We start from the raw sequence: 22122 nt of genomic DNA, 5'->3' as shown, positions 1-22122 counted from the left end.
ATCACTATCAAGTATAAATTTTATAATGCCCCAAAACGAAAAATTTTTGTCATTTATAGAAAGAAGTTCATTCTTATCGTTTTGGGGATACTTCAAAATATTAAGTTACTATTGGTACTAGCCCTTAATAAAGTAAGTTCCGCAAGGGAAACTGTTGAGGCAATTCCGTAATGGAGTTATTCTTTAAATTTTCAGGCGTGGATATTTACATAAAGAAAAAATGATTGTTCTCTCGTAAGTAGATCATTTGATGGGAGAATTTATTTATGCATACTTTTATTCTATCCGCTCTAACTCATCATTAAATGGCTAAAATCCGTATCGAGATTCACAATCATTTGCGTAATCTAGTTGATGGCCCAGTTTTTTTGAGCAAGTAAATAATACGTAGTTGGAACAATGTGTATACTGATAAAGGGGTTAGACCGATATCTGTGTAAAAATAGTTTACTAAATAAACTGTATTTCTGATTGAATTTGTTGAGATTAGAATAATAAATTCATGAAATTTTTTAGCAGAATATTTTCATATAAATATGCAATTTTGCATATAAAGATAAATACATATATAGATGAGTTATCTATTAATTATATTAAAATAATTTCGTGAGAGTAATTAAAGAGAAAAATAAATTTCTATCTTTAATTATAATAGTATAATTATTTCGATTTATGAAATGAGAGTTACATTTAGTTTTTCAGATATAATATTTAAAAAATCGAATAATAAAAAATTGAAAAATCAAATTTAATTAATGCGATTTTTTGGTTTACTAATAAAAAGCATTGTGTTTAAAATGAAGGGGAAGTAAGGTCCTTATATTCGAACAAAAATATAAAACGAGTTATGATTACTTAAACACAAAATCTTTATTCTCAATTTTGTTTGAAGAAATCCTAAAGTAAGGTTATGAAATATTTAAAATTGAAATTGTAAAAAAATAATAAAGAGGTGTATAGTATGAAGAATAAAATTATGACAGGATTTTTAATAACATCCATTGTTACCGGGGCGACTATTCCTATCAATACTCTCGCAACGCCAATTGTTCAGGCAGAAACAAAACAAGATAATATAGATATTTCCTCAGCATTACGAAAATTAGGTGCACACTCCAAGTTAACACAAATCTTTATCGATGGAACTTTAGCAAATCCGAATGTACAACTTGAAGAAGTTCCATCTTTAAAAACAACTCAATTTCTAATTAAACAAGATATGAAAGAGTGGTCATCCGAACTTTATCCTAAATTAATTCTATTAAATTCAAAAAGTAAAGGATTTGTAACTAAATTTAATAGTTATTATCCAACGTTAAAAGGATTTGTAGATAATAAGGAAGATAAAGAAGGATTTACAGATAGACTGGAAGTCCTTCAAGACATGACCATAACAAACCAAGAAAGTGTGCAACGCCAAATTAATGAGTTAACAGATCTAAAACTACAGGTAGATAAGAAGTTGAAAAATCTTGATACTGATGTGGCAAAAGCACAGAGTGTCCTTAATTCAGAGGGAACAGGAAAAATAGATAAGTTAAAAAATGAAATGCTAGATACAAAAAAATCAATTCAAAATGATTTGCGGCAAATAGCGTTATTACCAGGAGCTTTAAATGAACAAGGACTAAAGGTATTCCAGGAAATTTATAGTTTATCGAAAGATATCATTGAACCGGCTGCTCAAACAGCAGTAGTAGCGTATAACAAAGGACAAGAAATAAATAATGCTATTGTAGAAGCAGAGAAGAAAGCAGAGCAAGAAGCAAAAGAAAAGGGAAAATCAGCTATAGAAATTGAGGCTGCCAAAAAAGAAGCACGTGAAGCAATAGAGAAAAGTAAAAAAGGTGAAATCGCTGCAGCTGCAGTTACAAAAACGAAAGAGTATGATCTTATGAAAGTGATTGATCCTGAAAAAATAAAAAAAACATATAATACTTTTGCTGAAATTAATAAACTAACAACAGAGCAACGTGCATATTTAAATGATTTAGAGAAACAAAATCAGAAATTATATGACTTAACAACTAAATTAACTGTAGCGGATTTACAAAAATCAATGATTCTTTTCATGCAAAATGATTTGCATACATTTGCTAACCAAGTAGATGGAGAAATTGAGCTAATGAAACGTTACAAAGAGGATTTGGATCTAATAAATAATAGTATTACAAAATTATCGACTGAAGTTGATGCCAATAACACTCAGACTCAAAAAGATACATTAAGACGATTAAAAAGTGTAACAACTCAACTCGAAGAACAAGTTTATAAATTCTAATATTAAGAACATAGGTTTATCAAAAAGATTATATTGCAACTGAAAATAAGGAGGAGATCAAATGATGAAATTTCCATTTAAGGTTATAACTTTAGCCACTTTAGCAACGGTTATAACTGCTACGAATGGTAGTACTATTCATGCACTTGCACAAGAACAGACAGCTCAGGAACAGAAAATAGAAAATTATGCGTTAGGACCTGAAGGATTAAAGAAAGCATTGGCTGAAACAGGCTCTCATATTCTTGTAATGGATTTATACGCTAAAACTATGATTAAGCAACCGAATGTAAATTTATCCAACATTGATTTAGGTTCCGGGGGAGGAGAATTAATCAAAAATATTCACCTAAATCAGGAACTGTCACGAATCAATGCAAATTACTGGTTAGATACAGCGAAGCCAAACATTCAAAAAACAGCGCGTAATATTGTAAATTATGATGAGCAATTTCAAAACTATTACGACACACTAGTAGACACTGTAAAAAAGAAAGATAAGGTGAGCCTCAAAGAAGGAATAGGGGATTTAATCAATACAATTCATACAAATTCAAATGATGTTACGGAAGTCATTAAGATGTTAGAGGCTTTTAAAACAAAGTTGTATACAAATACTGTAGATTTTAAAAATAATGTTGGTGGTCCAGATGGACAGGGCGGATTAACGGCTATATTAGCGGGAAAACAAGCACTAGTCCCACAACTTCAGGCCGAAATTGAGAATTTACGTTCTACACAGAAATCACATTTTGATAATGTATTAGCCTGGTCAATTGGTGGTGGATTAGGAGCTGCTATTTTAGTTATTGGAACGATTGCAGGAGCGGTAGTAATTGTTGTGACGGGTGGTACAGCTACACCAGCTGTTGTTGGTGGTCTTACAGCTCTAGGAGCCGCTGGTATCGGTTTAGGAACAGCAGCTGGTGTCGAGGCATCTAATCATATGAATTCTTATAATGAAATTTCGAATAAAATCGGAGAATTAAGTATGAAAGCTGATCTGGCTAATCAAGCGGTTATTTCACTTACTAATACCAAGGACACTCTAACATATTTGTATCAGACAGTGGACCAAGCAATCATGTCTCTAACAAGTATTCAGCAACAATGGAATAAAATGGGGGCTAATTATAAAGATTTATATGATAATATCGATCAAATGCAAGAACAGAAACTTTCGTTAATACCTGACGATTTAAAAGCTGCTAAACAAAGTTGGAATGATATTCATAAGGACGCAGAATTCATTTCCAAAGACATTGCTTTTAAACAAGAAAAGACAAACTAAAAATTAATATATATTCATAGGAGGAATTAAAGTGAATAATAATTTTCCTTATAAACTACTTGCTGTATCGACGTTTTTAACCCTGACAACAACTACTGTAGTTTCACCAGTAGCTGCTTTTGCAAGTGAAAGTAAAATAGAACAAACCAGTACGGAAGATATATCTCTTTCTGTAAACAGTGAAAAGATGAAAAAAGCTTTGCAAGATGCTGGGGTATTTGCAAAATCCATGAATGATTACTCTTATTTGTTAATTAATAATCCAGATGTTAACTTTGAAGGAATTGATATTAAAGGATATACAAATATACCTAGTCAAATTATACAAGATCAAAAGAATGCAAGAGAGCATGCTACAAAATGGGATACGCAAATAAAAAAACAACTTTTAGATACCCTTACAGGAATTGTAGAGTATGATACCACATTTGACAATTATTACGATACATTAGTAGAAGCAATTAATGAAGGAGATGCAGATACATTAAAAGAAGGCATTACAGATTTACAAGGTGAGATTAAACAAAACCAAGCATATACACAGAATTTAATACAAGAACTAGCTAAGTTAAGAGATAGTATTGGAGAAGATGTCCGAGCATTTGGAGGTCATAAAGATATCTTGCAATCGATTTTAAAAAATCAAGCATCTGGAATAGATGAAGATGAAAAACGCCTAAATGATGTTTTAGAGCAAGTAAGACATTTTAAACAAGTAGAATCGGATGGAATAATAACTGTATCAGTTCCCTCAATTCCTACATGGATTACTGGAGGTGTAATGATAGGGGTAGCGAGAGACAATTTAGGTACGTTAGAGCCATTGTTAGTGCAATTACGCCAGACGGTAGACTATAAAATAACATTAAATCGTATAGTTGGAGTTGCGTATAATAATATTGCTGAAATGCAAAATGCAATTGGATCAGCTATTAATGCTCTTACCTATATATCAGCACAATGGCATGATTTAGATTCTCAATATTCAGGAGTACTTAATCATATTGATAAAGCATCCCAAAAAGTAGATCAAAATAAATTAAAATTCTTAAAACCTAACTTAAATGCAGCGAAAGATAGTTGGAAAACATTAAGGGCAGATGCGTTTACATTAAAAGAAGGGATAAAAATATTAAAAATGGATCATGCTTCTTTAAAAAAATAGGAAAATATAGATTTTATAGCAAGGTTCTTTAAACTGCAGAGATGCTGTTAAAAAGTCATGAAATAATTTGTTGTTTTTTATAAAAATAAAAATGGTCATCCCCCTATCAAGTAGACAGTAATAAAAAAGGTATTATGCTACGGCCTTGTCCCAATAAAATATCAGAACAAGGCCGTGGATATTTTCATTGAACGGTTTTATATTATAGAATTGAATATATTCTTGAATTACTTCAAAGACCATTTCATATATTTTGGGGCGCATTAAATTCAATTTTTCTGTTTTTATATATTAGAACCGTTTCCACGTCTAGAATAACTATCAACAAATTCTAATTTCCCTAACTGTTTGGCGCAAGAATTTGATGTATATTGAAACCCTTGGTCTGAATGTAAAAGGACTTGGCACTTTGATATTATCCACTTTAGGTAGACAGTGTGAAAAAGACCATGTATACACATGGATGTTACACTATTACTTGGAGGGGATTTTTCATGGCCAAAAAAGGTACCACATTTAATACATACTCAAATGAGATCAAGTTATCAGCTGTTCAAAGTTATTTAAACGGTGAAGGAATCTACAATATGATAACGGAGAAATATCAGATTAGAAGCTCTACGCAACTTAAAAATTGGGTAAAAAAATATAAAGAATGTGGTGAAATTACAAATACTCGTGGGGAAAATAATAAAATGAAAGGTATACCGAACCCTTTAAAAGGCAAACGGATTCATTTTAAAACTGTTGAAGAAGAGCGTGATTACTATAAGGCTCTGGTTGAATATTTAAAAAAGCAGTATCCAAATCTGTAAATGGGGGCGTACTAAAATATAAAGAACGATATCATATCATTGAATTACTAAAGAGAAAATATCCCGTTATATGGCTTACTAATTTTGCGAGTGTACATCGCTCAAGTTACTATAAGTGGGTTCATACAAAAAGTATGAACAACATACGACTAGAATCCGATAAACGATTAAAAAAGGTAATTCAATCTATTCACCTAAAGCACAAAGAATATGGTTATCCACGTATGAAAATTGCTTTAGAAGAAGAGGGTTATTTTATAAATCACAAAAAGGTATATCGATTAATGAGTGAGCTTAACATTCAGTCTATTATTCGGAAGAAGCGTCGCTTCTTTAAAGGGAATTATTCTAATACTTTTCCAAATGTTTTAAACCGGGAATTCAAAGATCGCCAGCAAAATGAAGCGCTTGTTACAGACATTACCTACCTACGATTTCAAGAGGGCTTCCGCTATCTTTCTGTTGTACAAGATATTTATAATAACGAAGTTGTTTCTTGGAAAATTTCCAAGCGTAATGATAATGAACTTGTATTAGATACAATTGAAATGTTGGCACAAAAAAGAGATGTGCGTGGAACCATTCTCCATTCAGATCAGGGGTTCCAGTACACATCTCATGCCTACAACAAACGACTTTTAGATTTAGGTATTATTGGCAACCACTCTCGCAAAGGAAACTGCCATGATAATGCCTGTATCGAGTCAGTTTTCTCCCATTTTAAATCGGAGATGTTGTATTTGAATCGTTTTAAAACAGAAGCGGATTTAATACAAGCAATTGAAGAATATATTTACTTTTATAACTATAAACGTTTCCAAAAACGACTCAACCATCGAGCTCCGATAGAATATCGAATCTCCATGGCTGCTTAGTCTTTTTAATACTGTCTACTTGACAGGGATAAGACCACTTAAGGTTTTTTTGATTGTTGCAATGTTATTAAATCCAAATCTAAATCGTCTATTAAAGGTAGCTTCAAGGCAACAATTTCATTGTTGTATAGATCTAATACAGCCAACAAATAAGTAAATTAAACTTCAATTTTTACATAAGTAATATCTGTTACTTTTTTTGATTTCGTTTGTCCCCCTGAAATCCTCGTTTCAAATATTTTTTAAATACGGCAGTTGTTTTTCTTCCATCTTCCAAGAAAACAAATTTATTTCTTTATTCATTTTTTGGTACTTATGTGTTTTACAACATCCCCTACACTTATAAGAACAGAATATTTTTTCCTTTTGGAAAGTGGAAAAAAATTCGTGCCTTGAATTTGCTATCTATGTTATTCTTAATTCGGATGTTGTTCTTCTTGTATAAGCACTATGTCATAGAACATGAATGAAAATTTTTTTATCAAGTATTTCCAGAAAAAGCACTCGAAAGAGTGTTTTTTCTCATACTTGTGGGCTTTTCGTCCGTTTCGCTGTAGGAGGTTAAACAGACGAAGGAGAATCTTTGATAATTCTTGGGCGTTTTTTATGAAATGTATAATGAAAAAGTAAGAAATAATTTTTAATCATGTACATCGCTTTATATTCACTTAGTTGGAAACGGGAGTCCCCCCATTTTAAACATAGTAGAAGAACATGATGGAATACTAAAGAGTTGTCCATATAGGTGACATTCTATCCGCTCTTGCTTAATAAAATTACAACAATGAATTCAAAACCAAGATTTCCATATTTTAAATAACAGTTGTCGGGTAAAAGACTGGTACGGTATCAGTTGTGACCCGTTTCCAGCCTCTCCCCCTTAAGAACTTGCTCGTGAGGTTTTCCCCTCAAAGCAGCTCACCCCATAAACTTCATCAAAAGGGTTATGAGACTTATCAAATGGCAGACACTTTCATTGGAAACTTTCTGGACTTTCCAGTCCCAGTAAAGCCCTGGTACACCATAGAGATATTCGTTACTCCATCTCTGCCATCCGATGCTACGCTTTCAGCGTCGTTTCTTCCTCATTAACAGTTTGCGAATTTTCATCTCCGTATAATCACGTACTTCACTGGACACACCAATTTGCCAACGCAATGAATATAAATAATAGATTTTCTCTTTTGGTATCCATTCCGTAGGAATATTTGTCGTATATACCGTAATTCCTTGTAAAAGCTTCGTGCGATCTTTATATGCAATCCCTTTTTCTTTTCACGAATAGCTTGTAAAAGTGTAGTAAATAAAGCTATAGAAGCTGAGTTAAAGCGTCGATTAAGCCTATCCGGACTTAATAAAATTTCTGTTGAGATTTTTTACTGATTACAAGGTTGAGTAAGAGAGGCGGTAGCGATTTTTTGATTAAACCACACACATAAAGATAGAAAATGGTACCCGTGACACTAAGGTTTTCTTTTCATCGCATCCGCTTCTATAGCTAATTAAGTGTAGCAGGGGACAAATATAGATATAACTCTTCAGCGAACAAAGATAATTCTTGTTTTGATTTATATTCATAAAAAGCACGTTAATGTGATTTTCCATTTGTGAAATTGCCCCTAGATCATTTCGTACACCCTTATTATTCTTTGTTTGTCATACTCATATAACTCTGTATCAGATCAATAAAATCCTCGTATTAATTCGTTGTTATCAATATGAAGGCGAAACCAATCCTACGAACTTGTAAGTGTGCTCCATGGGACTACATAAACATTAATATTTTTAGAACGATTCGATATAATATTACCACCAAACATGGAAGAATTACTCGTTGTTTGAGTATCGATTTTAATATTAGGTTCAGTAATTTCATTATGTAAAAAGAGCTGTTCATGAAGTTTTGTAGAACTTTTCGCCGCAAAGTAATTCCCCGTTTTATAAAGGGTGGGTAATAGAATAAGTACAAAGAGAATTGAAGTGATGACGATTTTTAGTAATTGTTTTCGCTTAGCTTTTTTTAAAGCATTCTTTAACGAAGTGTCCATTAATGTTTCCCTCCTATTTTTAAGTGAATAAATTTACGTGCACGAAATAATTTTTGCTTTATACTAAGGGTGTTTTTGCCCATCCCCTCGAAAGGGGGGAATAAGAAAAAAGACCCCTAATCAAAGTGTTTTCTTGACTAGGAATCTTCCCTTTACAGGCGATAATACAAAAAATGGTGAAAACTTATAAATTAAATTCAAAAATAACCCAAATACTTTATTTGATGGAACCTCCTCAAAATATTATTTGAAACTTCTTGTTTCCACTAACTTAGGATTTGATTTATCTGTAATATCATAAACATTTACAGTTAACAGACTACCAAATATACCTTCGACTCTAGCTGTCCCTTCTGCCTTTACATTATTATTTTCAAATTTGATTCCGTTTACACTATTTTTTTGAGAAGTAGATAGACCTTTCCAATAATTTTCTGTTTTGTCACTAAAAGTGTATTGTTTCCAAGCACCCATACCATTTGGAGCCCAATATGATGCAGTTCCCTTTATTGTCGTCACAGGATTGCTCCCTACACCGGTAAACGTAACATCACCCCAATAATTTCTTTGTTCCAATATAACGTCTGCTTTATATGTTTTATGCGGTGGAACTATTATTTTTTGTGGAGATGCTTCTACTGTTTTTGTCTCGGATTTTGTTTTTGATTCTGAAGTAGAAGAGTTGAATTCTGCATTTACTTTTATACCGTTATTTAAGAGTAATGGAATGGTAAATATGTTACTGCCGTCACCCGAACCTCCCACTTTAAAACCCTGTACTGTCGTGGTGGTTGTTGACTCTGTTACAGCCTTAGAATATTTAGCTGTTGTGCGCTCCACAGGTTCATCAAATGGGTTAGGAAATACATTTTCTCCTATGTATTCAACGATTGAACTATCAAAGTTCAATTTATTTTCTTTACCCGTAATACTGAAGTTAATTTTTGTGTCAACACTATCTGGTTTTTGCTTGAAAGTCAGTGTAGGCCATGACTCAATTTTTGTACCTGCAATATTATTAGTATAATGATATTCTCCTATTTTCTTTAATTCAGATTGGACATCTGTAATACCAACTCTTACATTTTCATTAACACTAGTTGGAGTATTTTCTGCTGCTAATGCATTACCAGGTCCAGATATACAAGGTATGCCAATCGAGGTGGCTAACATCAATGCTACCATAGGCTTCTTCATTTTTTTCTTCATCTTGAACTCTCTCCTAACACTTCATTTTTTGAAAACGTTTTCAATTGTGTTTTAACACGATATTCAGTTCTGTTTTATTATAGTATTTGAATATTTTGTGAAGTATAAAAATGGAACGTGAAAGGCATTCTCCTACACAGTGATCAAGGATTCCAATAAGGAGTATCTTTGCCTATCCCCGAAAAAGGGGAATAAGCTTAATTCATAAGAAAATTAAGCGTTATGTCAAAAAGTGTACTTTGTGACATAACTAAAAATGTAGAATTTTTCATTTCAAAAATACAACTTATCTATATTTGAAACATGTCAATACAATTGTAGAAGAATTGACATACATATTTTAAAATTTAATCTAATACTAATTTGGAATATTTTGTATTAATCCCCCTTTTCGGGGATGGGAAAAAACATCCACTAATTACTTTAATGTCCAAAATAACTAAAATTTTTTTATATTCTTTTTTGACTTCTTTTAATAAATTGAAAATCTCATCTTTATTTAAAATGGCATCAAATTCACAATCTGTATATTATAGCTTTGAATAAATTTCCTCGGTTAAGTAGATGCTCTGTTTCTCCCCTTTTATTCAAATTAATATATTCATTGAGTGCTACCCAAAAAAACTACGGACGTATATTGCTCTCTGTTAGATCATCCAACAGTGTGTACACTTTGTAAAAATTGTTTGAATGATATCTTCTACATCTTCTTTTTTGGCTCCTTTCGCTAGTAATAGATTGAATACTTCCTCTACTAAATTGATAAGATAGGAGGCAAATCCATTATCTTTCTTCATCATTTGTCCTCCCCATGTTTATACAACGAATAAGTAAGGATAAATGTATACACTTAAATGAAAAGTTTTTAATTTCTTAACGGAGGCTATGTTATACGATCGATCTCCGATTAGATAATTTTATTATTCCTGAAACATTATTGAATGAAAGTGGAAAATAACTTTCAAACAACTTTAATAACCTCCTCCCCAATTAACAGGTAGGAGGTTACCGTATTTCCCTGACGATACCCCTTCATGCGGATACACAAGGACAATCTACACCTGTATTTTCCTTATCCTACCTATTAGGAATTAAACTTATGCCCAGAATTTGCAATTGGAAAGATTTAAAATTTTTGCATCCAGATAAACATACACATTATAAACGTATATATCCTTTATTTAAAGATGTAATTGATTGGAGGTTGATTGAAACTCATTGGAAAGACTTATTTCAAGTAGTTGTTTCAATTTAAATAGGAAAATATTACCTTAGATCCTTCTTAGAAAATTAAGTAGTAATATTAAGAAAAGCCGACTATATCAAGCATTTCGAGAGCTCGGAAGAGTGATTCGAACAATCTTCCTTCTTCGGTATATTTCAGATATGAAATTACGTGAACAAATTACAGCTAGTACCAATAAAGTAGAAGCCTATAATGGTTTTTCAAAGTGGTTGTTTTTTGGTGGTGATGGTATTATTACAGAAAATGATCTAATTGAACAGGAAAAACGTATAAAATACAATGATTTAATCACCAATTCTGTAATTTTTCAAAATGTAGTAGATATCACCATGATTTTATGGTACAAAAAAAGAAGGTTATCGCTTTTCACGCCAAGATTTAGAAAGGCTCAGTCCTTATATAACTAGACATATAAAACGATTTGGTGATTATGTAATTGATTTACAAAAAATCCCCCAACCAATAGAAAAACCGATTCCCCTATAAGCTCAATAGGTCATAGTTGGAATAAAAGTAAGCCTATTACCTATTTTTACACGTATCTCGGCTGTACCCCAGATAGTGTTGATACAAAAGTTAAATTTAGTATTACGGGTACTTCAAATGACTTGAACTATGATAGTAAAGTAGTTGAATACATAAGAGAAAATGTATTTGAAAATACCACAGAGGGAACCCAAAAATTTTTAATAGCTAATTAAACTAAAACTGTAATAAAGTCAATAGCGACAATAAAGGGTTTTAAAGTAGGAGGTTCGGGTGACGGCAGTAACATATTTACCATTCCATTACTCTTAAATAACGGTATAAAAGTAAATGCAGAATTCAACTCTTCTACTTCAGAATCAAAAACAAAATCCGAGACAAAAACAGTAGAAGCATCTCCACAAAAAATAATAGTTCCACCGCATAAAACATATAAAGCAGACGTTATATTGGAACAAAGAAATTATTGGGGTGATGTTACGTTTACCGGTTTAGAGAGCAATCCAGTGACTACAATTAAAGAACTGCATCATATTGGGGTCCGAATGGTATAGGTGCTTGGAAACAATATACGTTTATTGATAATACGAAAAATATTTTGATAAGTTAAATTTACTTTTAAAAGTTATGATAAATGCAGGTGGAATCGAATTTGTAAATAATGATGTCAGGCAAAAGGAGCAGCTAAAATTGGAGGCATATTTGGTAGTGCGCTAACAGTTAAAGTTTATGGTATTACAATTAAACGTAATCCTACTTAAGTAGAAACAAGAAGGAAACACTGTATAAAGCGCATTCCTCTAAAAGTGAACGGAATTATACGAGTGCATCATAAATGGTTTACTAAAAATATGCCTGTTTTTAGTAGTAGAGGTATATTCAAATGTATGTCTATATCAACAAAGTTGGTTGAAAAATAGCTATTTACTTAACAAAATGTTTTAAGTAAATAGCTATTTTTCTAATTTTAATAGTAAATTATCATTTCATTGACTAAAATTCAAAAAGATTGTAGAGTATCGGAAATCTCTGTGGGTTTCCGATACTCTGAGCGCCAATACATATTAGCGCTGTTAATAAGGGAGAAAAAATTTTGGATACATTTCAATTAACATTATCGACTCTTATGTATAATCTCACACATTCGAAAAGAAAAACACATCAAATTCTCCTTTTGTCACAGGTAAATTCGATGTGTTCTGTGAGGTCTTAGGATGGGTACATAGAAAGATTGGATTGCATCTTTTCTTATTCGTATCTAATCTTGTATTTAATCTGTGAGAATATCTCGGCAATAGGATATACAGGATGCATGAGATGGAAAATTAGGATGAGTGTTTCGGCTTTACGCTCGCATTGTCACTCTGTTTCCCTAAATTTAAGATTACAATTTGAAAAGGAAGTTTTTTCTCTAAAAACAATTTTTCTTTACACCCGTTATGTTTTACCGTTATGATTTTTTCCACATCAATAAATCCAGTTAGGGCCACACCACCAGATATACCCGTATGTTCACCTGGAGAAATACAACAACTTTCGCATTCAATTTTCGTGTCAATTTGTTCAACTTCTATTTCAAATCCATTTTCATTTTCTTGTTTCATTTCATTCACATCCATTCTTTTTCAGTAAAAGGTACAAATAGTTTTCCTATAATAGGATATGTGAAAAAACATCTTTTGGATCAAGAGAGGAGCCTACTATTTTACTAAAAAAAGAGCTCCATTAGGAGCTATAAAAAGAAATGTTTCCCCACAAGAGTGAAATCCTTTCTGGTAAGGAAAGGATGAAATTACTTATACAGACGAATGATTTGAAAATTTATCATGAAAAAGACGAGATATATGAAGTTTACTATATCTCGCCTTGATATGAGTAGGAATGTTTTTGGTGTAAAGAAGCAATCATACATGACAAGCGAAATGAGAAAAAGAGAATAGTTCTAGGAGAATGTTGATAGGGATTTTAGATAACAAAGAGAATATTAGTCAAGATCGCGGTCGCGATCCCGGTCACAACAATCATGGCGTATTTTCTCGATATTAATCGCATCTAAACTCGTATAGTTTAGATTTCCACGACGATTGATCCAATATAAAAAGTCCTCATCGCCATCTTCTAAAAAGCGGATAAATGTTCCTTCGCCATCTAGCCTATTTCCTGCAGAATAGACACGGATGCGATCTCCCTCACATAAATGTTGAAATCTTCTTCTAGACATTCTTGTGTCACCTCATTTTTTGTTTTTAAACTACAGTATGTTATATGCAAAAGAAGGGTTTGCGGATTGGGCCTTTTCCCACAAAAATACAAAAATATACGTATGCTTGAATATGGAGATGTCAAAGTACATGCATTAAAAATACATGAGAAATGATTTCAAATAGGCAAAAGCCTATTCCAATGAAGAAGGATCCACATAGGCTATTGTATGAAGAAGACGCAATAGAAATATAGAGGAAGGTGAAGGCGTATGAAACAAGAAAGAGTATGTGAGTGTAACAATTGTAGGAAAAAGGGTGAGAAGAATCATCTTTGTCAGTATATAAAACGTGGGGATTGTATATGGGTCAGTTCCTTTGGAGGCAAGTTACAAAAAAGTGGAATTTTCCTGTTAATAAAAGATTCTTTTTTATTATGGTTTGATGAAAAACATCAATTAAATCAAACCAGTCTACAAGGGATTCACATTGAAAAAAGACAGTAAATGTGGCGGGGATTTCACTTCTAACGCTGTTTATACACATAATATGTACACTTCGCAATATGTATCATCTGCATATATCTGATAGGAAAGAGCCGTGGTATGTGCAAGGTATATGTATGCAAAATAAATATTTCGCAATCTTTCGAATAATGCAGAAAGATGTTATAATTGACGTACTTTCGTTAGTTTTTACGAAATCCCTAGAAAGTATCGTGAGAAGTCCCTAACAAATTTGTTAGGGATTTTTTGTGTGTTCTTTTTAAGATGTTTTTAAGTTCTTTTTAAGTTCTTTACAAAGAAAGACTGATGAAGTGAAAAAGAAATCCAATCTCCTGATACAAGAGAACCTACAAATTCATGATGCATGGGATGCAAAATCATTAAGTATGGTGTTGATATTGTAAGAGATCGAATTGAAAGTTCGGGGGCATCTTTTGGTCAAATTGACTAAAGGATGGATTCTTTACATGAGCACTTCTCGAAACCCCTTCCCATCTTGCACTTCTTCCCTTTTTGTATATATTCCCCAAAGATATCGTAATCCCTATTTCTGATAAGAGGGTTTTGTCAGTGTAGGAAGAGCGAATGTCCTTTCGTATTTCAAATAAAAAAATAAAGGATGTCTATGCACGGAAATAATAATCATATCAACAATGCCCGGTACATAAAGATAGATGGGGGTCATTTTTTGAAATGATTCGAAAAGACTCCGTTGATTCGATAGGAGGTGCACAGAAAAATGGAAGAAAGATATGCATCGCAAGATCAGTCGGATGTAGAAGTTTCTAATCGCAAGGGGAAGAAAAACCATACAGTTCCCTTTCAGTGTATGGTTTCCATTCCAACAGGTTTTCAACTTCAAAAACCCAATACACCGAAACTTGTCTATGATGTGAGTCATTTATCTATGGCAAAAGAGATGTGTAAACGAACGATTGACGTAGAGGATTGTGGGCAAGTGGAGATAGATTTACATGTCTTAAAAATCAAAGGTGTTTTACCTTTTATCGTGAATGTATCCATTGAGCCACTTAATATGGAACATGTATATACCACAAGTGGTAGAGACACATCCATATGTTTAAGTTGTCAAGAAACCGTATATGTAGATCATATTTTAAAGTATAGTGTGGATCATGTCCCGTATTATGTGATTGATAGTCATCATATTCAGGTGCGTGATGTATCGATAAAGGTAATGGAAGAAAACCCACAAACGGCTCAAATATCGGGTGTTTTTTATTTTGATTATGCATAATTACAATAAAAACAAAAAGTTCTCTTGTGTGGCATTCCCAGAAGCATCGCAACATTGTTTGTCATCCAATCGTTCGTTCCAAGAAGAATCATATTATTTTTTTATCTAACAGGAATTTTATCATCTACAGAAGAATATTCTTATCATGGTAATGAGGAGGGAGAGTGACAGTCAAAAGAGTACCTGGTTTGTCGTGTAAGAAAAAGAACCGATCGTACAGGAAAGTGAAAAGAAAGTGTAAGAAATTTTATATCTTTTGTATGTATAGGAGGAAAATAGATGAGTCCAAATAATCAAAATGAATATGAAATTATAGATGCGACACCTTCTACATCTGTATCCAATGATTCTAACAGATACCCTTTTGCGAATGAGCCAACAAATGCGCTACAAAATATGGATTATAAAGATTATTTAAAAATGTCTGCGGGAAATGTTAGTGAATACCCTGGTTCACCTGAGGTATTTCTAAGCGAGCAAGATGCAGTTAAGGCCGCAATTGATATAGTAGGTAAATTACTAACAGGTTTAGGGGTTCCATTTGTTGGGCCGATAGTGAGTCTTTATACTCAACTTATTGATATTCTGTGGCCTTCAAAACAAAAGAGTCAATGGGAAATTTTTATGGAACAAGTAGAAGAACTCATTAATCAAAAAATAGCAGAATATGCAAGGAATAAAGCGCTTTCGGAATTGGAAGGGCTAGGGAATAATTACCAATTATATCTAACTGCGCTTGAAGAGTGGAAAGAAAATCCAAATGGTTCAAGAGCCTTACGAGATGTTCGAAATCGATTTGAAATCCTGGATAGTTTATTTACGCAATATATGCCATCTTTTCGAGTGACAAATTTTGAAGTACCATTCCTTACAGTATATACAATGGCAGCAAACCTACATTTACTTTTATTAAGGGACGCATCAATTTTTGGAGAAGAATGGGGATTGTCTACAAGCACTATTAATAACTACTATAATCGTCAAATGAAACTTACTGCAGAATATTCTGACCACTGTGTAAAGTGGTATGAAACTGGTTTAGCAAAATTAAAAGGCTCGAGCGCTAAACAATGGATTGACTATAACCAATTCCGTAGAGAAATGACATTGACGGTGTTAGACGTTGTTGCATTATTTTCAAACTATGATACGCGTACGTATCCACTGGCAACAACAGCTCAGCTTACAAGGGAAGTATATACAGATCCACTTGGCGCGGTAGATGTGCCTAATATTGGCTCCTGGTATGACAAAGCACCTTCTTTCTCAGAAATAGAAAAAGCGGCTATTCGTCCACCTCATGTGTTTGATTATATAACGGGACTCACAGTTTATACAAAAAAACGTAGCTTCACTTCTGATCGTTATATGAGATATTGGGCTGGTCATCAAATAAGCTATAAGCATATCGGTACGAGTAGTACCTTTACACAGATGTATGGAACCAATCAAAATTTACAAAGTACTAGCAATTTTGATTTTACGAATTACGATATTTACAAGACTTTATCAAATGGTGCAGTACTCCTTGATATAGTTTACCCTGGTTATACGTATACATTTTTTGGAATGCCAGAAACCGAGTTTTTTATGGTAAATCAATTGAATAATACCAGAAAGACGTTAACGTATAAACCAGCTTCCAAAGATATTATAGATCGGACAAGAGATTCGGAATTAGAATTGCCTCCAGAAACTTCAGGTCAACCAAATTACGAGTCATATAGCCATAGATTAGGTCATATTACATTTATTTACTCCAGTTCAACTAGCACGTATGTACCTGTATTTTCTTGGACACATCGGAGTGCAGATCTAACAAATACAGTTAAAAGTGGCGAAATCACCCAAATACCAGGGGGCAAGTCTAGCACCATAGGCAGAAATACTTATATAATAAAAGGGCGTGGTTATACAGGGGGAGACTTAGTGGCTTTAACGGACCGCATCGGAAGTTGTGAGTTTCAGATGATCTTTCCAGAGTCTCAACGATTCCGTATTCGGATTCGTTACGCTTCTAATGAAACTAGTTATATTAGTTTATACGGACTAAACCAAAGCGGAACTTTAAAATTCAACCAGACATATTCTAATAAAAATGAAAATGATTTAACATATAATGATTTCAAATATATAGAATATCCAAGAGTCATTTCAGTAAATGCTTCTTCAAACATACAGAGGTTATCTATAGGTATACAAACGAATACAAATTTATTTATTTTAGACCGAATCGAATTCATCCCAGTAGATGAGACATATGAAGCGGAAACGGATTTAGAAGCGGCAAAGAAAGCAGTGAATGCCTTGTTTACGAATACAAAAGATGGATTACAGCCAGGTGTAACGGATTATGAAGTAAATCAAGCGGCCAACTTAGTGGAATGCCTATCGGATGATTTGTATCCAAATGAAAAACGATTGTTATTTGATGCAGTGAGAGAGGCAAAACGACTTAGCGAGGCACGGAACTTACTACAAGATCCAGATTTCCAAGAGATAAATGGAGAAAATGGATGGACGGCAAGTACGGGAATTGAGGTTATAGAAGGGGATGCTGTATTCAAAGGGCGTTATCTACGCCTACCAGGTGCGAGAGAAATAGATACGGAAACGTATCCAACGTATCTGTATCAAAAAGTAGAGGAAGGTGTATTAAAACCATACACAAGGTATAGACTGAGAGGATTTGTGGGAAGTAGTCAAGGATTAGAAATTTATACGATTCGTCACCAAACGAATCGAATTGTAAAAAATGTACCAGATGATTTACTGCCAGATGTACCTCCTGTAAACAATGATGGTAGAATCAATCGATGCAGCGAACAAAAGTATGTGAATAGTCGTTTAGAAGTAGAAAACCGTTCTGGTGAAGCGCATGAGTTCTCAATCCCTATCGATACAGGAGAGCTGGATTACAATGAAAATGCAGGAATATGGGTTGGATTTAAGATTACGGACCCAGAGGGATACGCAACACTTGGAAATCTTGAATTGGTCGAAGAGGGACCTTTGTCAGGAGACGCATTAGAACGCTTGCAAAAAGAAGAACAACAGTGGAAGATTCAAATGACAAGAAGACGTGAAGAGACAGATAGAAGATACATGGCATCGAAACAAGCGGTAGATCGTTTATATGCCGATTATCAGGATCAGCAACTGAATCCGAATGTAGAGATTACAGATCTTACTGCGGCTCAAGATCTAATACAGTCCATTCCTTACGTGTATAACGAAATGTTCCCAGAAATACCAGGAATGAACTATACGAAGTTTACAGAGTTAACAGATCGACTCCAACAAGCCTGGGGATTGTATGATCAACGAAACGCTATACCAAATGGAGATTACCGAAATGAATTAAGTAATTGGAATACAACATCTGGTGTGAATGTACAACAAATCAATCATACATCTGTCCTTGTGATTCCAAACTGGAATGAACAAGTTTCACAAAAGTTTACAGTTCAACCGAATCAAAGATATGTGTTACGAGTTACTGCAAGAAAAGAAGGGGTAGGAAATGGATATGTAAGTATTCGTGATGGTGGAAATCAATCAGAAACGCTTACTTTTAGTGCAAGCGATTATGATACAAATGGTATGTATGATACACAAGCATCGAATACAAACGGATATAACACAAATAGTGTGTACAATGATCAAACCGGCTATATCACAAAAACAGTGACATTCATCCCGTATACAAATCAAATGTGGATTGAGATAAGTGAGACAGAAGGTACGTTCTATATAGAAAGTGTAGAATTGATTGTAGACGTAGAGTAATAGTAGTGCCCCTCCAGATACAGGTTTCATTTGGAGGGGTATTTTTATGAAAAAGAGTCTTTCCAAACATAATACATTGGTTTTATCCTGATTACATATTTTGTGAATAGGAATATGGTTGGTTACCTTACGGTACCTTTTTATATCCACCGGCATTGGAAAATGTAAGAGGTAGGATAATGATATATAGTCCCTTCCCTACACATCAAATTCTTTCGAAAGTTTCTCGTGAATGAGAGTGAATATTTCTTTTTGTACTTTATTCAGGTCTTGTAAGAAAGGAATGGTATTCACACAAATGATGGGTGTGGATACGTCTGTTAAGCCCGAAATATTTGTAATAATCAAGTCATAGTTTTTAGCAAGCTGTTTAAATGAGCTAAGATGTAATACATCAATCTTAGATAATTGAATCATATGACCAAATTGATACTGCATAATATTACGAATAAATAGGGTATGTTCCATATCTGAATCACAGAAAATGCCGACATGAAGAACGGGAACCTTCTGTTTTAAGGCTTGCAATAAGTTTGTCCAATGTATGATTAAAATATATAATGTTTCCGTAAAAATATGCGCATCCCATTTGAACTGTTCATGAAAGTGAAAGTGAGTTAGTTCTTCTTTTAAAAGCAAGACAAAGTATGAAAATTCGTGAGAATGATGTTCAGAAAAGAAACGTCTTTTATTATGTAAAATAAAACTACGTCCATAATTCATGGTTTGTAAATTGTATAACTCCAAAATGATTTTTTGTTTATTTTGAAGAGGCACCTGTAGTTTGTCGGATAGTCTATGCAATAAGTTTGAAATTTTAGGAACGATTTTCCATGCGTCATTTGATTTTTGTTGTACCATCATTTCTAATTGCTCATACGTAAATGCATAATGATGATTAAAAAAAACAGAGAAGAGCTGGTAAACAGTCTCATGATTAAAATCAAGAGAAAAGGTATCCTGGAACAATTGACAAAATGAGCTGTTTTCGAAAACGCTTACATCCAAAGGGTTTGAAAAATCTTCTGAAATGGTTTTCATATGCCGGTGTTGTAAACGAATCACATTCACCATTGTCCAATACCGAATCCGTATGAGGTCTGGAAAATTTAGTTGTATCTGATTTTTTTTGGTAACATATAGAAAGAGTTGATCCAATACCTGTAGTTGGTTGTTTGAAAAAGGGGTATGAGTTACACCATATTTCTCATAAAAAAACTGGACCATAATACTTCTAATATGTTGTTCATTTCCTATGATTTTACAAGGATTTGTTTGAATGTGTATCTCATATTGTTCGAGATACACATTCAATTTTGTAACAATCCGCCTTAGGGTGGAAGTACTAAGAAATAATTCCTCCGCGATTGTCTCTATGTCATCTCTTTCATCAAAAAATATCCGTTCAATAAATGAAAACTCAGGACTTATAGATAAGACCTTTTGGTATAGAAAATCAATAGAATATTGTGAAGGATAGGTTAACATAATCCCTTTTATGGATGTCTCAATCTGAAAAGGTGGAAATTCTTGATTAATAAATTTAATGTCATCCCTTAGAATTCTTTCGGAACAGTTCAGTGTTTGTGCACTCATTCCTAACGTATGCCATCCATCTTGTTCATATAGTAGTTCTAAAAATTGTAGTTGTCTGCGTAAATTGTTATTTAAAAGAGAACGCATGAGTAGACACCTTCTTTCATTCGTGAAATATTAATGGTTCAATTCAAATGATGCCGATTATAAGGCGTTTTATGAAATGAACTGTATAGATTCCTTTGCTATAATTATGAAGCAAAAAGCCCAAAAAGAAGAAACTGTAGGCAAATTGTATGTCCATTTCTGATGGGACTTGAAATGTGAAGTAATTCCAACACCTTCTCAGACATATATAAATAAAATATAACTTTGTTTTTGGGCCGTGTTAAACCATGCACAAAATCTAAGAGAGTCTCATTATAACCTGTTTAGATTATAATTTGAAAATGTTTTATTTATATATATTATTTCAAGGTGTTTTTATTTTGTTGATTTTTATTTTTGTGTGATACGACAGTATGTGGAAAAAATGAATACAAATGTGAAAAAGAGGTGATTGTATTGCTTTTCAATATATTAGGTCTAAAAGATGCGTATACAAAGGGTCATAGTAAGAGGGTAGCTGTATACGCCACCATATTAGCGAAAGAGACAAAAAAATATAATCAGAACTCTCTTACCAAATTTTATCATTCCTGTTTACTACATGATATAGGGAAAATGGGGATACCAAATAAAATTTTAAAGAAGCCCTCTTCTCTTACGAAAGAAGAATATAATGTGATGAGAACTCATCCAGAACGAGGCTTACAAGTAGTGAAACTATTTCCTTTTATTTCTGTTGACCCTTCCATTATTCTTTCTCACCATGAAAAGTGGGATGGAAGTGGGTATCCGAATGGCTTAAAAAGACATGAGATACCGTTAAGCGCAAGGATTGTGGCAATTGCGGATGCATTTGACGCCATGACATCCACACGAGTGTATCGAACTGCAATGACACCAAAAGAAGCGTACGATCAGATTATAAAGGGAGCAGGTACTCAATTTGATCCCGAATTAATAAATATCTTTAAAAAAGTATTTACTTCTTGGGTAAAAATCATCCCAATGGATGTAAAGTAAATACACGGATTAAGATGATGTTTAAAAGGCTAGGGCTATTTTATAGTAGTGATGTCCTGATAAGGAATAATGAGGTCGATTGCTGGTGAATAGATACGTAAGCTTGAAACGACATGACAAGTATATGTATTCAATTATAACTGGTACGCCAACAATTTTGTGAATAAGTAAACAAGTGAGAGGGTTGTATTTTCAATCCTGTTGAACTTAGTTGTTGCTCTTCTAACATTTTGGTAAAGAGGCAAAAATCCTTATTAATTTTCTTACTATATTTTATATTCAATTAAC

Annotated in this window: 13 protein-coding genes and 9 pseudogenes; 11 read left to right on the top strand and 11 right to left on the bottom strand. The window is 33.3% G+C overall.

Annotated features, from left to right (window positions below; translation table 11 throughout):
* The first annotated feature begins 961 nt into the window (after nt 1-961).
* The 3 genes from hblC to hblA all read left to right on the top strand — a co-directional run bounded on the left by hblC (nt 962) and on the right by hblA (nt 4737).
* Complete coding sequence (gene hblC, locus NST86_RS32455; protein ID WP_086423615.1) at nt 962-2281, top strand: hemolysin BL lytic component L2; 1320 nt, start codon at nt 962-964, stop codon at nt 2279-2281.
* A gap of 61 nt (nt 2282-2342) precedes the next feature.
* Nucleotides 2343-3572: a hemolysin BL lytic component L1 gene (gene hblD, locus NST86_RS32450; protein WP_086423413.1), complete on the top strand. Its 1230-nt coding sequence runs from the start codon at nt 2343-2345 to the stop codon at nt 3570-3572.
* A gap of 31 nt (nt 3573-3603) precedes the next feature.
* Nucleotides 3604-4737 carry a hemolysin BL binding component B gene (hblA, locus tag NST86_RS32445; protein WP_086423523.1) on the top strand — a complete coding sequence of 378 codons (1134 nt, stop codon included), beginning with the start codon at nt 3604-3606 and terminating at the stop codon, nt 4735-4737.
* Between the two features lie 132 nt (nt 4738-4869).
* Here the strand turns inward: hblA and NST86_RS32440 are convergent.
* A pseudogene (locus tag NST86_RS32440) lies at nt 4870-5135 on the bottom strand (IS3-like element ISBth8 family transposase); the annotation flags it as partial.
* A 96-nt stretch (nt 5136-5231) separates the two neighbouring features.
* Between NST86_RS32440 and NST86_RS35035 the strand changes: the two are divergent.
* On the top strand, nt 5232-5552 hold the full coding sequence (locus tag NST86_RS35035; RefSeq protein WP_445661336.1) for a helix-turn-helix domain-containing protein: 321 nt from the start codon (nt 5232-5234) through the stop codon (nt 5550-5552).
* Nucleotides 5522-6427 (top strand): IS3 family transposase, encoded by a 906-nt coding sequence (locus NST86_RS32435; RefSeq protein ID WP_445661340.1) that lies wholly within the window; start codon nt 5522-5524, stop codon nt 6425-6427. The genes NST86_RS35035 and NST86_RS32435 overlap by 31 nt, the downstream gene beginning before the upstream one ends.
* A gap of 53 nt (nt 6428-6480) precedes the next feature.
* Here the strand turns inward: NST86_RS32435 and NST86_RS32430 are convergent.
* The 7 genes and pseudogenes from NST86_RS32430 to NST86_RS32400 all read right to left on the bottom strand — a co-directional run.
* A pseudogene (locus NST86_RS32430) lies at nt 6481-6695 on the bottom strand (IS3-like element ISBth8 family transposase); the annotation flags it as partial.
* Between the two features lie 148 nt (nt 6696-6843).
* Nucleotides 6844-7253 (bottom strand): annotated as a pseudogene (locus NST86_RS32425) (hypothetical protein); the annotation flags it as partial.
* A 92-nt stretch (nt 7254-7345) separates the two neighbouring features.
* Nucleotides 7346-7561: pseudogene (locus NST86_RS32420) on the bottom strand (hypothetical protein); the annotation flags it as partial.
* A gap of 166 nt (nt 7562-7727) precedes the next feature.
* A pseudogene (locus tag NST86_RS35030) lies at nt 7728-7976 on the bottom strand (IS4 family transposase); the annotation flags it as partial.
* 14 nt (nt 7977-7990) lie between these two features.
* A pseudogene (locus tag NST86_RS32410) lies at nt 7991-8475 on the bottom strand (sigma factor regulator N-terminal domain-containing protein); the annotation flags it as partial.
* Nucleotides 8476-8718: 243 nt separating this feature from the next.
* Nucleotides 8719-9684 carry an ETX/MTX2 family pore-forming toxin gene (locus tag NST86_RS32405; protein WP_086424228.1) on the bottom strand — a complete coding sequence of 322 codons (966 nt, stop codon included), beginning with the start codon at nt 9682-9684 and terminating at the stop codon, nt 8719-8721.
* 347 nt (nt 9685-10031) lie between these two features.
* Nucleotides 10032-10481 (bottom strand): annotated as a pseudogene (locus NST86_RS32400) (RNA polymerase sigma factor).
* 233 nt (nt 10482-10714) lie between these two features.
* Here NST86_RS32400 and NST86_RS32395 point away from each other — a divergent pair.
* A pseudogene (locus NST86_RS32395) lies at nt 10715-11416 on the top strand (Tn3 family transposase); the annotation flags it as partial.
* Between the two features lie 227 nt (nt 11417-11643).
* On the top strand, nt 11644-11970 hold the full coding sequence (locus NST86_RS35025; RefSeq protein ID WP_140159122.1) for an ETX/MTX2 family pore-forming toxin: 327 nt from the start codon (nt 11644-11646) through the stop codon (nt 11968-11970).
* 771 nt (nt 11971-12741) lie between these two features.
* On the opposite strand, the gene NST86_RS32390 is transcribed toward NST86_RS35025, so the two are convergent.
* Both NST86_RS32390 and NST86_RS32385 read right to left on the bottom strand, forming a co-directional pair.
* Entirely contained in the window at nt 12742-13020 is a 279-nt protein-coding gene (locus tag NST86_RS32390; protein ID WP_340935296.1) for a hypothetical protein, read from the bottom strand.
* A gap of 380 nt (nt 13021-13400) precedes the next feature.
* Nucleotides 13401-13637 (bottom strand): hypothetical protein, encoded by a 237-nt coding sequence (locus tag NST86_RS32385; protein WP_061885041.1) that lies wholly within the window; start codon nt 13635-13637, stop codon nt 13401-13403.
* A gap of 252 nt (nt 13638-13889) precedes the next feature.
* On the opposite strand from NST86_RS32385, the gene NST86_RS32380 reads away from it, so the two are divergent.
* The 3 genes from NST86_RS32380 (at nt 13890) to NST86_RS32370 (ending at nt 19170) form a co-directional block, all read left to right on the top strand.
* Entirely contained in the window at nt 13890-14123 is a 234-nt protein-coding gene (locus NST86_RS32380) for a hypothetical protein (RefSeq protein WP_086423163.1), read from the top strand.
* A 739-nt stretch (nt 14124-14862) separates the two neighbouring features.
* Entirely contained in the window at nt 14863-15381 is a 519-nt protein-coding gene (locus NST86_RS32375; protein ID WP_086423162.1) for a hypothetical protein, read from the top strand.
* Nucleotides 15382-15660: 279 nt separating this feature from the next.
* Complete coding sequence (locus NST86_RS32370) at nt 15661-19170, top strand: insecticidal delta-endotoxin Cry8Ea1 family protein (RefSeq protein WP_340935338.1); 3510 nt, start codon at nt 15661-15663, stop codon at nt 19168-19170.
* 198 nt (nt 19171-19368) lie between these two features.
* Here the strand turns inward: NST86_RS32370 and NST86_RS32365 are convergent, their stop codons facing one another.
* Nucleotides 19369-20853 carry a helix-turn-helix domain-containing protein gene (locus NST86_RS32365; protein ID WP_340935335.1) on the bottom strand — a complete coding sequence of 495 codons (1485 nt, stop codon included), beginning with the start codon at nt 20851-20853 and terminating at the stop codon, nt 19369-19371.
* A 402-nt stretch (nt 20854-21255) separates the two neighbouring features.
* On the opposite strand from NST86_RS32365, the pseudogene NST86_RS32360 reads away from it, so the two are divergent.
* Nucleotides 21256-21834 (top strand): annotated as a pseudogene (locus tag NST86_RS32360) (HD-GYP domain-containing protein); the annotation flags it as partial.
* Between the last annotated feature and the right edge of the window lie 288 nt (nt 21835-22122).

It is taken from the genome of Bacillus sp. FSL L8-0199 (assembly GCF_038005705.1).
Classification (GTDB): domain Bacteria; phylum Bacillota; class Bacilli; order Bacillales; family Bacillaceae_G; genus Bacillus_A; species Bacillus_A cereus.
The sequence above is the reverse complement of the archived record's forward strand: the minus strand, read 5'-3'. Positions and strand labels throughout refer to the sequence as shown.

Excerpts from the sequence above, each read along its gene's own strand:
- hblC (WP_086423615.1), top strand. The coding sequence starts at position 962 with ATGAAGAATAAAATTATGACAGGATTTTTAATAACATCCATTGTTACC.
- hblD (WP_086423413.1), top strand. The coding sequence starts at position 2,343 with ATGATGAAATTTCCATTTAAGGTTATAACTTTAGCCACTTTAGCAACG.
- NST86_RS35035 (WP_445661336.1), top strand. The coding sequence starts at position 5,232 with ATGGCCAAAAAAGGTACCACATTTAATACATACTCAAATGAGATCAAG.
- NST86_RS32405 (WP_086424228.1), bottom strand. The coding sequence starts at position 9,684 with ATGAAGAAAAAAATGAAGAAGCCTATGGTAGCATTGATGTTAGCCACC.
- NST86_RS32390 (WP_340935296.1), bottom strand. The coding sequence starts at position 13,020 with ATGAAACAAGAAAATGAAAATGGATTTGAAATAGAAGTTGAACAAATT.
- NST86_RS32385 (WP_061885041.1), bottom strand. The coding sequence starts at position 13,637 with ATGTCTAGAAGAAGATTTCAACATTTATGTGAGGGAGATCGCATCCGT.
- NST86_RS32380 (WP_086423163.1), top strand. The coding sequence starts at position 13,890 with ATGAAACAAGAAAGAGTATGTGAGTGTAACAATTGTAGGAAAAAGGGT.
- NST86_RS32375 (WP_086423162.1), top strand. The coding sequence starts at position 14,863 with ATGGAAGAAAGATATGCATCGCAAGATCAGTCGGATGTAGAAGTTTCT.
- NST86_RS32370 (WP_340935338.1), top strand. The coding sequence starts at position 15,661 with ATGAGTCCAAATAATCAAAATGAATATGAAATTATAGATGCGACACCT.
- NST86_RS32365 (WP_340935335.1), bottom strand. The coding sequence starts at position 20,853 with ATGCGTTCTCTTTTAAATAACAATTTACGCAGACAACTACAATTTTTA.